The organism is Pseudoalteromonas sp. NEC-BIFX-2020_015 (assembly GCF_012952265.1).
GTDB classification, from domain to species: domain Bacteria; phylum Pseudomonadota; class Gammaproteobacteria; order Enterobacterales; family Alteromonadaceae; genus Pseudoalteromonas; species Pseudoalteromonas neustonica.
This window is the reverse complement of record NZ_JABCJL010000021.1, coordinates 21,196-37,430: the sequence shown is the minus strand read 5'-3', so window position 1 is coordinate 37,430 and position 16,235 is coordinate 21,196. Positions and strand designations below refer to the sequence as shown.

The 16,235-nt window shown below is 38.9% G+C and carries 12 protein-coding genes and 2 pseudogenes; 10 read left to right on the top strand and 4 right to left on the bottom strand.

The genetic code is table 11. From position 1 onward, the window contains the following. The first annotated feature begins 133 nt into the window (after positions 1 to 133). The 5 genes and pseudogenes from HH219_RS15170 (at position 134) to HH219_RS15150 (ending at position 6,199) form a co-directional block, all read left to right on the top strand. Positions 134 to 3,013 carry an insulinase family protein gene (locus tag HH219_RS15170; RefSeq protein WP_169327974.1) on the top strand — a complete coding sequence of 960 codons (2,880 nt, stop codon included), beginning with the start codon at positions 134 to 136 and terminating at the stop codon, positions 3,011 to 3,013. A gap of 464 nt (positions 3,014 to 3,477) precedes the next feature. Continuing rightward, positions 3,478 to 4,263 (top strand): hypothetical protein, encoded by a 786-nt coding sequence (locus HH219_RS15165; protein WP_169327948.1) that lies wholly within the window; start codon positions 3,478 to 3,480, stop codon positions 4,261 to 4,263. A 12-nt stretch (positions 4,264 to 4,275) separates the two neighbouring features. Then, entirely contained in the window at positions 4,276 to 4,839 is a 564-nt protein-coding gene (locus tag HH219_RS15160) for a LemA family protein (RefSeq protein ID WP_349251624.1), read from the top strand. Between the two features lie 18 nt (positions 4,840 to 4,857). Then, positions 4,858 to 5,436, top strand: a pseudogene (locus HH219_RS22085) (DUF1287 domain-containing protein); the annotation flags it as partial. A 358-nt stretch (positions 5,437 to 5,794) separates the two neighbouring features. Then, complete coding sequence (locus tag HH219_RS15150; protein WP_169327947.1) at positions 5,795 to 6,199, top strand: DUF1801 domain-containing protein; 405 nt, start codon at positions 5,795 to 5,797, stop codon at positions 6,197 to 6,199. Positions 6,200 to 6,234: 35 nt separating this feature from the next. On the opposite strand, the gene HH219_RS15145 is transcribed toward HH219_RS15150, so the two are convergent. Further along, positions 6,235 to 8,415, bottom strand: a complete 2,181-nt coding sequence (locus HH219_RS15145; RefSeq protein WP_169327946.1) for an OsmC domain/YcaO domain-containing protein — start codon at positions 8,413 to 8,415, stop codon at positions 6,235 to 6,237. Positions 8,416 to 8,821: 406 nt separating this feature from the next. Here HH219_RS15145 and HH219_RS15140 point away from each other — a divergent pair, with 406 nt between their 5' ends. Both HH219_RS15140 and HH219_RS15135 read left to right on the top strand, forming a co-directional pair. After that, entirely contained in the window at positions 8,822 to 9,898 is a 1,077-nt protein-coding gene (locus HH219_RS15140; RefSeq protein WP_054205981.1) for a hypothetical protein, read from the top strand. A gap of 10 nt (positions 9,899 to 9,908) precedes the next feature. Next, positions 9,909 to 10,325 carry a phosphate ABC transporter substrate-binding protein gene (locus HH219_RS15135; RefSeq protein ID WP_211842152.1) on the top strand — a complete coding sequence of 139 codons (417 nt, stop codon included), beginning with the start codon at positions 9,909 to 9,911 and terminating at the stop codon, positions 10,323 to 10,325. 344 nt (positions 10,326 to 10,669) lie between these two features. On the opposite strand, the pseudogene HH219_RS15130 reads toward HH219_RS15135, so the two are convergent. The 3 genes and pseudogenes from HH219_RS15130 to HH219_RS15120 form a co-directional block, all read right to left on the bottom strand. Then, positions 10,670 to 11,197, bottom strand: a pseudogene (locus HH219_RS15130) (sodium:proton antiporter); the annotation flags it as partial. Positions 11,198 to 11,657: 460 nt separating this feature from the next. Next, positions 11,658 to 12,743 (bottom strand): methyl-accepting chemotaxis protein, encoded by a 1,086-nt coding sequence (locus tag HH219_RS15125; RefSeq protein WP_054205969.1) that lies wholly within the window; start codon positions 12,741 to 12,743, stop codon positions 11,658 to 11,660. Between the two features lie 89 nt (positions 12,744 to 12,832). Continuing rightward, positions 12,833 to 13,741, bottom strand: a complete 909-nt coding sequence (locus HH219_RS15120) for an AraC family transcriptional regulator (protein ID WP_169327945.1) — start codon at positions 13,739 to 13,741, stop codon at positions 12,833 to 12,835. A gap of 174 nt (positions 13,742 to 13,915) precedes the next feature. On the opposite strand from HH219_RS15120, the gene HH219_RS15115 reads away from it, so the two are divergent. The 3 genes from HH219_RS15115 to HH219_RS15105 all read left to right on the top strand — a co-directional run bounded on the left by HH219_RS15115 (position 13,916) and on the right by HH219_RS15105 (position 16,228). Beyond that, entirely contained in the window at positions 13,916 to 15,436 is a 1,521-nt protein-coding gene (locus HH219_RS15115; RefSeq protein WP_169327944.1) for an aldehyde dehydrogenase family protein, read from the top strand. A gap of 156 nt (positions 15,437 to 15,592) precedes the next feature. Next, complete coding sequence (locus HH219_RS15110) at positions 15,593 to 15,967, top strand: VOC family protein (RefSeq protein WP_169327943.1); 375 nt, start codon at positions 15,593 to 15,595, stop codon at positions 15,965 to 15,967. 63 nt (positions 15,968 to 16,030) lie between these two features. Continuing rightward, positions 16,031 to 16,228 carry a CPXCG motif-containing cysteine-rich protein gene (locus HH219_RS15105; RefSeq protein ID WP_054205973.1) on the top strand — a complete coding sequence of 66 codons (198 nt, stop codon included), beginning with the start codon at positions 16,031 to 16,033 and terminating at the stop codon, positions 16,226 to 16,228. The last annotated feature ends 7 nt before the right edge of the window (positions 16,229 to 16,235 follow it).

Genomic DNA, 16,235 nt, shown 5'->3' with positions numbered 1-16,235 from the left:
ACAGTCTCTTAAGCCTAACAGTTTGTTTTTACAATTCACAATGTGTTACAAAGTATTTATGAAAATGATTGCAAGCCCTGTTGGGTTTACCGATCATACTCACAAGACAACAAATATGGATTATATTCCCGTTATGAAAAAAATTATTACTTTAAGTGCCATTGCGCTAGCTGTATTAAGTGGTTGTGGTACAACAACGACGCCAGTTCAACAGCAAACCTCTTTGTTATCAGACACGCTAGTTGTCAGCCCAAATGATAACCGTGAATATAAAACACTCAAGCTTGCTAACGAAATCGAAGTAATTTTAGTCTCTGATCCAAGTGCTGAAAAATCAGCTGCAGCATTAAGTGTTGGTGTAGGTCTATTACATGACCCAATGAGCCAGCAAGGTATGGCGCATTATCTAGAGCACATGCTGTTTTTAGGCACCGAGCGTTACCCTGATACAAAGGGTTATTCTGACTTTATGACCAAAAATGGTGGCGCGCACAACGCGTACACTTGGCTCGATATCACTAATTACATGTTTAAAGTAAATAACGATGCCTACGATGAAGGACTTGATCGTTTTGCTGATTTTTTTAAATCACCAAAGCTTTACCCTGAGTACACAGACAAAGAGAAAAATGCCGTCAATGCAGAATGGTCAATGCGTCGTGAAATGGACTTTTTTGGACAGTTTAAACTTGCCCGTAAAATGATGGGCGATCACCCTGCAAACCGCTTTTTAATTGGTAACCTTGAAACATTAGGCGATAAAGAAGGCAGCTCACTGCATAAAGAAACCGTTGATTTTTACAATAAGTATTACTCTGCAAATATTATGAAAGTGGCGATGATTTCGAATCTTCCACTTGCAGAAATGGAAGCGAAAGCACAAAAATATTTTGCTGATATTGAAGACAAAAAAATTGATAAGCCCACTGTTACTAAAAAGTTAGACTTTGATAATGTTGGCGGAAAACGCGTACATTACGCACCAAATGAAGATGTGAAGCAGCTACAACTAGATTTTACAATTACAGATAATAGCGATGAATTTGCTGTTAAACCAAACCGTTTTGTCGCTTACTTACTTAGCAACGAGATGCAAGGAAGCCCAGCACAAATTTTACGTGATAAGGGCTGGGTATCACAACTCTCTGCAAGTAGTTCACCGACACATTATGGTAACTATGGCATGCTTTCGGTTGATATTCAGCTGACAGATGAGGGCATGAAAAACCGCGAAACAATTGTCGCGACTATTATGCAATATATTGACTTGATCAAGCGTGAAGGGGTTGATAGTAAATACTTTAATGAGATCCGCACGTCGCTTAATAACGAATTTAAATTTTTAGAAAAAGGCGATGAATTTGGGTATGTTAGTAACTTAGCGGGCAGCATGCAAGATTACCCACTTAATCATGCTATTAATGCGCCATATCATTATGCACAGTTTGATGCAGATGCAATTAATGAAGTACTTGCACAATTAAATGCGCAAACACTGCGTATTTGGTACACCTCACAGCAAGAAGAAACGGACTCAAAACTGCATTTTTATGATGGTAAATACCGCATAGCAGACATTGGTGAAAGTGAAATTGCTAGCTGGAACAAACCAAGTGAATTTGCCTTAGCATTACCAACAGTTAATCGTTTACTTCCAGAGAGTTTTGCAATTAAAACCACGCAATTTAGCGAGCAAAAACACCCAGAACTTACATACGATAAAAACGGTGTAAAAGTATGGCGTCAAGCGAGCCAAAACTTTGCAGAGCAACCAAAGGGCCTTGTAGAAGTTTATTTAAATACTCCTGATGCACTTGTGGATATTAAAGCGAAAGTGTTGTATTCAGTATGGGCAGATTTATATAATCTTCAGCAAAGTAAACTCAGCACTGAAGCAGCTGTAGCCGGTATGAGTGTTGGCCTTGAAGACAGCAATGGCCTTATTTTGTCAATGAGCGGCTTTACAGATAAACAAAATGTTTTACTTGCGCAAGCACTTGAAAGCATAGATGTACAAGTAGCAGAGCAAGGTTTTGCTCAAGCACTCGATCGCTACCAACGTGATTTACTCAATGCACAAAAGCAGTTCCCTTATTACCAAGCTTTTGGTGAATATTCAAAACTAGTACGCACTGGTAGTTTTGATACGGATGCATTGATCAAAACAGCCCAAACACTGACGATTGCTGATTTTGAAGAACTAAAAAATCAAACGTTTAGCCGCAATGAACTGCGTGTATTTACTTTTGGTAACTACAATCAACAAGATGTTGAAGCAATTGCAAAAGAGCTGACGGCAATATTACCGAAAGATCATAAGTCAACGTCATTTACGCGCAGTAAAGCGTGGTTACCGCAAGTAGGTGAAACTATCGTTTTACAAAAAGACATAGATGTGGCTGATGTTGCCATTATTGATATGACAGTTCACCCAATTGCAGGTTATAAGCAAAAGGCGCAAGCACAAGTATTGCAAGATCATTTTAGAACTATTGCCTTTGATAAGATGCGCACAGAAGAGCAGTTAGCCTATGCTGTTGGCGCACTTGCACGTTCAGTTGAAGATTACTCAGCAATAGGTTTGTTTATCCAAACCCCTGTTAAAGGGCCGAAAGAGATGCAAGCGCGTTTTGAAGCGTTTAAAAAACAGTATGCAGTGGAGCTTGAAGCCATGAGCGAAGAGACCTTTGCGCAGCTTAAAAATGCCACACTTGTCTCGTTAAAAGAGCAGCCTAAAAACCTTAGCGATGAGATGGGCCCGCTGATTGGTGATTGGTACCGTGAAAACTTTGATTTTAACTCAAAACAAAAGTTAATTTCAGAGGTAGAAAAGGTCACACTTGCCGATATTAAAGATTACTACAAGCAAACGATGTTAAACCCACAAGCAGCGCGTCTAAATGTGCAGTTGCGTGGCAGTAAATTTGCAGATACTCCATTTGCCGATCTACCAAAACAAACACTGGTTACTGATTTAAAAGCGCACTTTAATGGTATTAAACTGCAAAAGTAACAAATGCTAATGTAAGTAGTATAAAAACATTAAGCCCAAGCAATTTGCTTGGGCTTTTTTATTGCAAAATAATACTTTTTATAAATAAATGTGAAGACTAATTTTACTTTCTTATAATTAATTCAATTGTTTGGAATTACTTTTTAGATACGCTACTATGCAAAGTCACGGATGAACACATAAAAATTTAATATGGATGTTTTTGTATGCCCTCACATAATGAAAGGCTTCGAGCTTTACTTGATAGCACTAAACAAAAGTCAAAAAATGTCACAACACAACAATGCTTAAGTAGTGTGATTGAAGATGCCATCGCATTTGATGGGCCTATTGCGTTCAACAATACTATGATGTGGGTATTATCAGGCTTATGCCTATTTACTGCGTGTGTTTTTTATTATTTAATCGCCCCTGAGTTTAATTATAATTTCTTTTTCTACTACGAGCAGTCAATTATTAAGTGCATGCCAATCATACTTTCACTTATTGGGTGCGGTACTTTTATTTGGCTTGGACTTACTCGCAATTCGGGAATTGATACCTTATCAGATGAGCTCTATAGAAAAGACCTTTTCGTAGATGCTGCTATGACACCTCAAAAAATGAATGGTACTGAGCACGCAAAAAAGATGGCTAAAGTGCTTAATGATTTCCAACGAGGCAACTATTCCTGGAACACCGAAGAATTATTCAATGCAAACTTTAGTGGGAGTGAATATTCATTTGCGTATCAATATTACTGTTTTCATTATGTTACTCAACGCCGAGAGGTTGTAACCTCTACAGATAAAGAGGGGAGGATGACAACACGAACCGTAATAACTTATGAGCATGCAAGGCGTTATGGGATCCTATTTGATTTTAATTTTACCAAAGAAATTGAAATTAAAACTGGCACGGCTATTAAGTCTCAAAAGTCGTTTACACCCGCTTCAATAGAGTTTAATAAAAGATTTTGGGTTAAATGCAAAGATGACAAACGCGCAAGTAAATTTTTAAAGCCAGCTGTTGTGGTCGCTTTCGAAGATTTAGACGAACAGCTTAAAGGCGTTCATTTTGAAGTTAACAGCCATGGTAAGGCGTGTTTATCTACTGTGGTTGAATTATTCGAAAATACGCGTAAATTTGGGCTAGAGCAACCTCAGGAATTCTTATCCGAGATAAATGAAAAAAATGAAGCTAATAGACTTAATGAGCTACTGCTTTTTGCGCATAAATTAATGACTTTAACAGATAATAATTTTAAATAAGGGAGATCTTCTGTGGAAATTTTAGCGATTTTAATCCCATTGACGATCGTGTTTATCGTTATAGTGAAAATTTATAACGGTATTATCCGTCGTCATAACGCGGTTAAAAGGGCGTGGGCGAATGTTATTGCTCAGCAGCGACAAAAAAATAAAATCATTCCTTATCTAGAAAGTTCACTCAATAAATACGGCGATTATGAACAAGCTTTGCAAAAGCAAATCACGCAATTACGTGAAGCGATCAAAAGTTTATCAGAATCAGATATTGATCATAGCCGTTTAAAAACCACGCAAGAAAGTACTCGGGCTTTAGTGAGTGGCATTAGAGTTGCTGTTGAAGCATATCCCGATTTGAAAGCATCTAAATTGTATATTGGATTTATGAAGGAGCTAACAGAACAAGAAGAAAATATTGGCGCTGCTGTACGCATTTTTAATCAAAATGTTGAGTCGTATAACAATGGGATCCAAACATTTCCCAACTCACTTGTTAATGCTATTTTAAACCAGCAAAAGCTAATCAATGTGTTTATAGACAGCGAAGCTGAAGCTGATTTTGAATACAAACTAACATAAATTTTATAAGTGAATGTTATGATTAAATTAGGCTTGCTTTTTCTATTCTTACTTTCTTCAATTGGCTACGGTAATACATTTACTGAAGACTTAGTTATTGCTGTGAATGAGCGAACACAGCACAATGTCCGTTACGACGGTGCATATCATCGAATTGCGTATCCAAATGGTGATGTTCCCGCCAATATTGGCGTGTGCACTGACGTGGTTATTCGTAGCTACCGTTCACTGGGGGTTGATTTACAACAGCGAGTGCATGAAGACATGCGCGATAATTTTTCAGCGTATCCATCAAAAAGAATATGGGGACTCGCTAATCCCGATAGCAATATTGACCATCGCCGCGTACCAAATTTACAGGTGTTTTTTGAACGCCATGGCACAGTACTTCCTATTACAAATAAAGCACAGACATACAAAGCGGGTGATATTGTTACGTGGATGCTACCGGGTAATTTGCCGCATATCGGCATTGTGGTAAACACATACGCAGTAGATAATAAAACGCCGCTGATAGTACATAACATAGGCGCAGGCCCTCAGCGTGAAGATGTGTTGTTCCGTTATAAAATCACCGGGCATTACCGGTATGAGCCCGTAGTTAATTCGATAGCAGGTATCTGGAAACATTCAGAAAAGCCCGCATGGCTAGAAATCACATTTGCAGCGGATCTAGGTGGAATTACAGTAAAGCGCCATGATGGCAATTCGAACGCTGTTGGGTTAACGGTTATTAAGGATGTTATTGCAGCAGCTAAGCAAACCAATTTGTCTCAGGAGTTACAGTGGCAGGGAAAAATGTTTTCAGCACAGGTAAACGGCTACATTGATGTGAGTTTATTTTTAACTAATTCAACTACACTTGAAATCTATGAAAGTACAGACTTAGATAAACAAGTAAATATACTTACGTTAACGAAAGAACATGATTTTTCGACTCTTTAAGGGTAGCTAAATGCAAGATAGCGTTAAACAAAAATTTATGACGTACCCTGAAAGTATCGCGGTTGTATTACATGAAATTAGAGACTTAATTTTTCAGGTAGCTGCGCAGAATGGTATTACTACTGTCGAGGAAACTTTAAAGTGGGGTGAGCCAAGTTATATCTCAAAAAGTGGTTCAACAATAAGATTCGATTATAAAGAAAAAGCACCGCAGCAATTTTGTATTTACTTTAATTGTAAAACAAAACTAATCGATACATTTAAAGAGCTATATGGCGATACCTTTGTCTATCAAGGTAATCGTGCTTTGGTGTTTGAGCTTGAGCAAGCATTGCCGAACAAGGAACTTGCGCATTGTTTGTCGTTGGCTTTGCGCTACAAAAAAATAAAGCACCTGCCAATGCTAGGTGCTTAAATTTAAGAAGTTATTAGCGCGGCATAAAGCCGATTTTATTTAGCTCTTGCAGCGCGTGTGGCGTGGAGTTTTTTGTAGCTGTCAATTAAACGCTGATGACGCTCTAATCCTTCAAGTTGCATATTGGTCGGTGTTAAACCGTAGAACAATACATCGCCATTGATTGAACCTACCACGGCATCCATTACTTCTTGTCCAAACATGCGGGTGAAGCTGTGAATATAGTCTTCAATTTCTAAATCTTCACTCAGTGCAACTTCGAGTGTGGCATGCATTGCTTGGTAAAATAACCCGCGTTCAACGGTGTTATCGTTAAACTGTAAGAAGGTTTCAACCAGTTCCATTGTGGCTTCTAAATCACCTAATGCTAAGTAAATAAGTAATTTAAGCTCAAGAATTGTTAGCTGGCCCCAAACTGTGTTTTCATCAAACTCAACGCCAATTAAGGTGATGATATCGATGTAGTTATCAAGTTGGCTGTCTTCTAAGCGCTCGACTAAATCGGCTAGTTGATCTTCATCTAAACTGTGCAGGTTTAAAATGTCTTCACGGTATTTAAGGGCTTTGTTGGTGTTATCCCAAATTAAGTCTTCTACAGGGTAAACTTCTGAATAATCAGGCACTAAAATACGACACGCGGTGCCAATATCTGAAAACTCCGCTATGTAGGCTTCTTTACCTAAGTCTTTCAAGATGCCGAACAGACTTGCAGTTTCTTCTTCGTTAGTGCCCGAGAAGTCCCATTCAACAAAGTCATAATCGTGTTTAGCACTGAAAAAACGCCATGAAATTTTACCGGTTGAGTCTATAAAGTGTTCAACAAAGTTTTCAGGCTCAGAGACGGCCATACTGTTAAAGGTAGGTTTTGGCACGTCATTTAAACCTTCAAAGCTGCGTCCTTGTAATAGCTCCGTTAAGCTGCGCTCAAGAGCGACCTCAAAACTTGGGTGCGCGCCAAATGAGGCAAATACACCACCTGTTTTTGGGTTCATTAGGGTAACGCACATAACCGGAAATTGACCGCCTAACGAGGCATCTTTAATTACTACAGGGAAACCTTGCTCTTCTAAGCCTTTAATACCGGCAACAATAGCTGGGTATTTAGCAAGTACTGCGTCTGGCACATCTGGTAATACGAGTTCTTGCTCAATAATTTGGCGTTTAACTGCACGTTCAAAAATCTCTGATAAGCACTGCACTTTAGCTTCGGCAAAGTTATTACCTGCGCTCATGCCATTACTTAAAAATAAGTTTTCAATTAAATTTGAAGGAAAGTACACAGTTTCGCCGTCAGATTGACGAACATACGGAATTGAGCAAATGCCGCGTTCAACATTACCTGAGTTAGTGTCGATAAGGTGTGAGCCACACAGTTCGTCTTCAGGGTTATATATGCTTAGCGTGTAGTCGTCTAAAATACCTTCAGGTAGTGAGTCATCATCGGTAAGTGCAAACCATTTTTCATTTGGGTAATGGACAAACTCACTGTTGGCAATTTCTTCACCAAGGAATTGATCATTATAGAAAAAGTTACAGTTCAAACGCTCGATAAATTCGCCAAGGGCAGAGCACAATGCGCTTTCTTTGGTGGCACCTTTACCATTGGTAAAACACATTGGAGAGGCGGCATCACGAATATGTAACGACCATACGTTTGGTACGATATTACGCCACGATGAGATTTCAATCTTCATGCCTAGGTCAGCTAAAATCGCGGTCATATCAGCAATGGTTTGCTCAAGCGGTAAATCTTTACCTAAAATAAAGGTGTTTTCGCTACCTTCAGGCTTTGCCATTAGCATGGCCTGTGCGTCATTATCTAAGCTCTCTACCGCGTCGATTTTAAATTCAGGCACAGTTTGAATAACGCGCTTAACTGTACAGCGATCTACTGAACGTAGGATACCGGTACGGTCTTTTTCAGAAATGCTTTCAGGCAGCTCTACTTGAATTTGGAAAATTTGGTTATAACGATCTTCAGGATCAACAATATTGTTTTGCGCAACACGAATACCATCTGTCGAGATGTCACGGGCATTACAATACACTTTTATAAAGTACGCAGCACATAACGCAGATGATGCTAAAAAGTAGTCAAATGGACTTGGCGCAGAGCCATCGCCTTTATAACGAATTGGTTGATCTGCGATCACAGAGAAATCGTCAAACTTGGCTTCTAGTCTGAGGTTGTCGAGAAAATTAACTTTAATTTCCATTAAATAGTTCCACTTAAATGCGCACTGACAAGTAAGTTTAGCAAAGGCTAAAAAATTACTTAGTGAGTGTATTAATTATATGGATGCAATTATCTGCTTTTTCAGCCCTTACATACAAGTAATAGTCTTGGCTTAGTTAAAATAAATCTCGTAGTGGTTGCACTTTGAGTAATTGATATATTTGTAGATGCCCCCCATTTTTATCAAAAATAGAAGTTAAGATTGTTTTTACTGTACGCTTATAAAGCATTTTGATCGTTATATTGATGTGATTTATGATGGAAAAAATAATATTTAATACTTAATTTTAAAATAATTTTTTATAAATAATGAGCAAAATTTTCACGGTAAGCTAGTTTTATTACTGCATATTGCAAAATACTAATATCATAAGGTAACGCAAATGATGAAAAAGCTGTATTGGTTATTAACTGTGAATTGCATTTTATTTACAGGTGCTTCTTATGGCGAGATTAACTTCTCAGGATTTACCAGCATCAATGCCGGTAAGGTTTTATCTGGAAGTGGAGTCCCGCAATACGATATACCCCCTACCTTTTTAGCTGACTATCCGATTGTTTCAGCTTACTCAGAAGATATTTCATTTAAGCCTGAAAGCTTATTCGGCCTACAAATTAATGCTGATTTAGCCGAAGGTTTATCCATGACAGGTCAAATTGTTGCCCGAGGGGCTAATGATTTTGATGCAACAATCGAGTGGGCATACATATCTTATGAAATAAATGAACATTGGACGATCCAAGCAGGTAAAAAGCGTTTGCCGCTGTTTTATTATTCAGATTTTTATGACGTAGGTTATGCCTATGTGTGGATGCGTCCACCTGCAGATAATTACACATGGCAAATATTTAACTACAACGGTGTTAACGCACTCTATAGTGGTGAGATTGGTGATTGGTCTGTCATGGGTAATCTTTACTACGGTGAGGAAGACGATAAGGAAAATAAACTGCTCAGTGAGTTTTTTTTCAAAGAGCCTACGCGTGAAATTTGGCGTGATATGCTTGGTGGAGTACTGCAGTTAAACAAAGATTGGTTTGAAGTTCGCTTAACTCATATGACATACAAAAATGAGCGCTACCGTAAAGGTGAGCAAGTATTATTTGATGGTGAAACTAGTCGAACAGGTAAATTTTATGGTGTTGCGGTCAATTTAGATTTTGATAATTTATTTATACTAACAGAGCTAAATCGGTTGGATTTAAATGGCAACCTTGATACCTCAATGATTACCTTAGGCTACCGCTTCGATACCATCACTCCTTATGTTACCTATTCTCAATTTGAAGAAGATGCCGAGGATGGTGAACAACATGATACAACGTCTGTTGGCGTACGCTGGGATTTTCATTCCTCTGCGGCTTTTAAAGTCCAATTTGACAAAGTGAATGATGAATCCTTTGATTTGGCCGTTGCAGGTGATAGTGAGTCGATCACATTTGGCATTGATTTGGTATTTTAAGGAATAAGTTATGATATTGTTTAAAAAAGTATTCTTATCGCTTTTATTGCTTAGTTGTTACTCAGTAAATGCCGAGGTTATTATTATTGTTCACCCATCAAATAGTAGTAGTTTTGATCAATCTGAAATTTCAAAGCTTTTTTTAGGGAAAGCGAAATCATTTTCCGATGGGAATCAAGCGGTGCCATTAAATCAAGATGAAGGTTCTGCAGCGCGTAAAGAGTTTGATAGTAATGTGCTATCTAAATCGGGCAGCCAATTAAAAGCTTATTGGTCAAAATTGATTTTTACGGGTAAAGGGTCACCACCAAAAGAAGTAGGAAATGATGCAGATGTTATTGACTTAGTCAGTAAAAACCCGAGTATGATCGGCTATGTTGGGGCGGCCTCATTAACGGATTCAGTAAAATCAGTTGGAAAATTTTAAACGTTTATTTTGAGTGTATGTAAAATCGATTACATTAGGGGTTGTTGACCTTTCAGGATTAAAATTTGTTCAATCTAGGGGCGATTTAATCGCGGCGCGAGGTTTGCAACCTAGTGGGCTAAGTAAAAATCGAGTAAAGCTTCCGCGTCCTGCTTACGCCCCTTACCTACATCCGTGTAGGTAACAAAGAGTTAATCGCCCCTAGGCAGAACACTTCGGGCAGCATGTTTGGCATTTATGCTACGTTATCGCCTATGTACGGGGAATAACCACACATCATAGGCTCTGCCTTGCCTAAAAACCAAACATGCTGCAAAATCAATCACGAAAGGTCAACACGCCCTAGCAATATTGTTATCAACCAACAAGCCACCAAAAAAGACCGCCCAGGTAGATAAAGGTACGAGTACACAAATTGGCGCAGCGGTAGAGTCAACCACATAAGGGAGCATTTCACGGCTGATTTTAAATTTATCGGTAATGCGTTTCATGGTTTCACCCACGGTAAGTGCATTGAGGTAATCGTCGATAAAAATCACGATACCGAGGATAAAAGTCATCATTAATGATGAACGCGGGCCTTTACAAAAACGCAGTGCAAAGCTGCCAAATGCGGCTGCGCCACCAGTACGCACCAATAATGCGATTAACGCACCAAAGCCACCACACACTAAAATAAGCCAGCCAATGGTTTCATCGACCATCACTTTTAAAGACGCAGCCGCAAAATTACTTAACATAGCAACAGGATCAAGCATGGCAAGGCCAACTAAGGCACCCATAAGTAGAGATAAAATAGGACGGCGTAAAATGATCGCCAATATCACCACCACAATGGGCGGCACAAGACTTAGCGCAGAAGGTTCAAGCATTTAAGTATTCACAAAATAAAAAGTACTTGAGTGATTGGCCCAAGTGACTTAACAAAAAATGTTAGCTCAAAGGCTTATATTCCAAGTCACTGCTTTTGCACGCAAATGTCACTTATAAATACAGTGAAGTGCGTTGGCTTATCGCCAGACGGTACAGAGGGTGCACCGCTATTGTTGTGCCGATAAAAACATCAGCGAGAAAATAAGCTTGAATAAGGTTTTAGTCAACTAAAAAATATTATAGTTATGCCGTACTTTTAAATCTTTTCGGGTTTATTCCCCGTCGCTTGCGGCGTAAAGGTTTTTTACCTTAGACTAATTAAGATACCCCTCTTCGCGAAGCGAATTTGAGCCTAAGCGAAAAGCCTTGGCGCGGGGTAGTTCATTATTTAACGCCCATGCGTACATATTTAGTTTTATTCGATCGCAGGTTAAATGCGTAATTTATAGAGCAACAGAGTTAATGGTTATCAAGCTCATCAAGCAAATTCATCACGCGCTCACTAGCAGCTTCCATTTTATTTATATGTTTGATTGCTTTACTTCTTTCACCGTTATGTATTAGTACTAACGCTTCAACACCATTACGGTGTACCTCGCGGTGTGGCTCTTCAAGTTGTTTAAAAGCATTAAGTTTTTTGAAGTTCTGAGCTTGTTCAGAGTTATACCATTTTCCTAAGCGGCACATTGTGTGATCTGTAAAGTCGTCGATTGATTTTTTACTAGTACCGTTTGCAACAGCATAAACATCGCCTTTCCAAACTATATGGTCTAGCTTAACGGTTTGAATAAATGAGCGCGTTGCAGCACTCGTAATAGTATCTTTCATTTTGGTGCAGTGACTGATAATTGCACTGTAATCGTTATTTAAAGAATCGAAATTGGTAGAAAGCTGGGCATTATTTTGTTGAATATCTGAAACAGACTCTACGGTTTCACCTGTTTTGGCAATAATTTCTTTGACCAGTTCAGACACTTCCTGTGCAGATTGATTTGTATTAGTGGCAAGTGTTCTAACTTCATCAGCAACCACACTAAAGCCTCTACCAGCTTCACCTGCACGTGCAGCTTCAATTGCTGCATTTAAAGCTAGTAGATTTGTTTGATCCGAAATTTTCGAAATGGTAACTACAAACGTATTTATGCTATCAGCCATACTTGAAAGGCCTGAAATGTTTTCGGTCATACTTCCCATTTTTTTTGCCATAATTTCCATTTCGTGAACAATATGCTTAAGTGAAACATTTGAGTTATCAAGTAGTTCATTGATTTGGTAGCTAACTTTACTTTCTTCATCAATGGTTAAATACGACTCTAAAACGGTTTGACGAACTCCTTCAATTTGAGTGATACAATCAATAGAGCTTGTAAGTAAGCTTTCTTGAAATACTTGTATGTCGTTTTTTCTTTGATCATTAAGTTGTGTTTGTAAATGCTGCTTTTCATCAAAGAGGGTTTTGTTTTTCGCTTTTAATGTTTCGATCTCCTTTACTAGCGCATCATTTTGATTTTTTATTGATAAATACGTTTTACTCGAGACGAACATGCAGCTTTCCTGTCTTTTTTATTAAAAGAGAATTTAAAGTTAACTAATCTGGATTCTAAACGGCTTTGTTGAATTAGGCAAAAATGTTGTTATTTATTTAATAGCAAATTCTTTGGTGAAACGCCAAAATATTGCTTAAATAAACGGCTAAAATGACTGGGGTTCGTAAAACCAATATCATAGCAAATTTTGCTTATTTGTTGCCCTGATAGCAGAAGTTGACGCGCTTTTTTTAATCTAAGTTGTTGTTGATATGCAGCAGGGCTTTGCCCAAAGGCCAGTTTGAATTGTTGATAAAACTTACTACGGCTCATGCACGCTATTTTACAGATCGTATCAATATCGAGTGTTTGATTAAGGTGCTCTTTCATAAAATACAGTGCATCAGTTAATGGACATGGAGCAGCATGTTGGCAATTAGCGAGCATTAAATCGCGGCTTTGTTGCTGTAGCAGGCGGGTGATTAATTCATTGACGGATAAATCAATTAAGTAATGACGATCTTGCTCGTTTTCACTGAATAGACCAATCATACGCTCCAGTAATTGTTGAGTTTGTTGATTGTGCTGTGCGTGCACTAGGTTAGGTATGTACTGAAAAAAGTCATCATTGCTTATTTGTTGTTGCATATTTAGTGCATCAGCCACTTGGCTAATTTTATCGCAGCTTATTTCAATAGCTAAACAAGTCGTGGGCTGCTGCATTGATGCCTGTGGAAAATCAATTAATACACCTTGCTCGGGGGCGAGTACAAATGATTGTTGAGGTAAAAATTCTTTATGGTAGTCACTATCAGCAACATGCATCACTTTTTTACCACTAATCATCCCGCAAAACAGTAGTTCACTTGAGTGCAGGGCAACTTTTTGTGCATCTTGGTAGGTATCGTAAATACTGAGTTCGGCATTTTCTGCTGCAAAGGTGACTTTATTTTCAATAAGCACATCAACTGCTTGGCGTTTTCTCGTGAGGTTGCTCGTTGGTAGTGATGCAGTCATTTTATCTCCTTTAAACAATGGACGCACAGACATGTTTTTTGGACAGCTAATCAAGTTTTTAAGCTTCTTATAGGCTAATGTCAACAGGTGGCGGATAAATAAACAACAACTACTCGCTGGACGTTAATTAACCCAGGTTAAGTCAAACTCAACAATTTGAACAGGAATCACACAATGATTTATGCAAACCCCGGTGCTGATGGCGCACTCATTAATTTTAAACCTCAATACGGTAACTACATTGGCGGACAATGGGTTGAGCCTGTAAACGGCCAATACTTTGATAATATAAGCCCTGTAAATGGTAAAGTGTTTTGCCAAATTCCACGCTCAGATAAAGCTGATATTGAATTGGCTCTTGATAAAGCACACGCAGCAAAAGCGTCGTGGGGAACAACCTCAGTGACTATACGCAGCAACATACTATTAAAAATAGCTGATCGGATAGAGCAAAACCTTGAGTTACTGGCCGTGGCCGAAACATGGGATAACGGCAAAGCGATTCGTGAAACACTCGCAGCAGATATTCCATTAGCAGCTGATCACTTTCGTTATTTTGCAGGCTGTATTCGCGCACAAGAAGGCAGTATTGGTGAGATTGACGAGACCACAGTCGCTTATCACTTTCATGAACCTCTAGGTGTGGTTGGGCAAATTATTCCGTGGAACTTCCCTATTTTAATGGCTGCGTGGAAGTTAGCGCCAGCGCTTGCGGCGGGTAACTGTGTGATTTTAAAGCCGGCAGAGCAAACACCGGCTTCAATTTTAGTGTTAATGGAACTTATCGGCGATTTACTACCTGCAGGCGTTCTAAACGTTGTTAACGGCTTTGGTAAAGAAGCCGGCGAAGCACTGGCGACGAGCACCCGTATTGCTAAAATTGCCTTTACGGGCTCAACGCCAGTTGGCTCGCATATCTTAAAATGCGCAGCTGATAATATCATTCCATCATCTGTAGAACTTGGTGGTAAATCACCGAACATATTTTTTAATGACGTAATGGAAAAAGATGATTCATTCTTAAGTAAAGCAATAGAAGGCGCGGTACTTGCGTACTTCAACCAAGGCGAAGTGTGTACTTGCCCATCGCGTTTGTTTATTCAAGAAGATATTTACGAGCAATTTATTGAACGTATTTTGGCGCGTACTTTGCAAATCAAACGGGGTAATCCACTTGATAGCGAAACCATGGTGGGTGCACAAGCCTCAAAAGCACAGTTTGATAAAATCCTTAGCTATATCGAAATTGGTAAAAAAGAAGGCGCAGAAGTACTCACCGGAGGCAATATTGAGCAATTAAGTGACGAGTTAAACGGTGGCTACTATATTCAGCCAACCTTGCTTAAAGGCACTAACGATATGCGGGTATTTCAAGAAGAAATTTTTGGCCCAGTTATTTCAATGTCGACCTTTAAAGATGAAGCTGAAGCGCTGGAGTTAGCTAATAGCTCAGAGTTTGGTTTAGGCGCAGGGGTGTGGAGCCGCAACATGAACCGTGCCTATCACTTTGGCCGTAAGATAGAGGCAGGGCGCGTATGGACTAACTGTTATCACATGTACCCAGCTCACGCTGCTTTTGGCGGCTATAAAAAGTCAGGCATCGGCCGCGAAACCCACAAACTCGCGCTTGATCATTACCAACAAACTAAAAACTTGTTAGTAAGTTACAGCGAAAATCCGCTTGGCTTTTTTTAAAAAGAGCATAAGTACAACTAATTAAGTAAAGCGCGGCTCTTAGCTGCGCTTTTTGCTATATTAAAGTCCTTAAGGTTAAATACTCATTAAAGGTTCGAAAGTGATTTTGGAATGAGTTAATTGCACCGAAGTTGTGCCGCTTACTAAGGAGATGGAATGAAAATTTTAACGAATATATGCTCAGATAATTTACCAGAAAGTAAAAACTTCTATGTAGAATTACTTGGTTTTATTGTTAAATATGAGAGTGATTGGTATGTACAACTTTGCTCGCCAGACGATCATTCAATTGAATATGGTATTATTCAAAAGGATCACTCCTTAGTGCCAAAAAATTTCCAACAGTCGCCAACGGGTATGTACGTTACTTTTGTTGTGGCAGATGTTGATAGCACTTATGAAAAAGCGCTGAGTATGAAGATACCTATTTTGCAAGCGCCTCATAATGAATTTTACGGGCAGCGTCGTTTTTTAATTGAAGATCCTAATGGTTGTCTAATTGATATTTGCTCGCCATGGGAGACTCTATAAAAGCGTAACCTTTACGCATATACGAAAGTAAACGAGCATATAAATCTACGTTGGAGCGATAATATGAATCAACTAACTGAACAAACAATAGCATGCCCATATTGTGGCGAGAGTATTGATGTGCTGCTCGACCCAACAGATGTTGATCAGCAATATATTGAAGATTGTCAGGTTTGTTGTAAGCCCATTAACTTTTTGGTTTTTGAAAATATGGATGAAGACTTAAGTGTGACAGTGTCTAGTGAGGACGAAAACTATTAAAAGATTA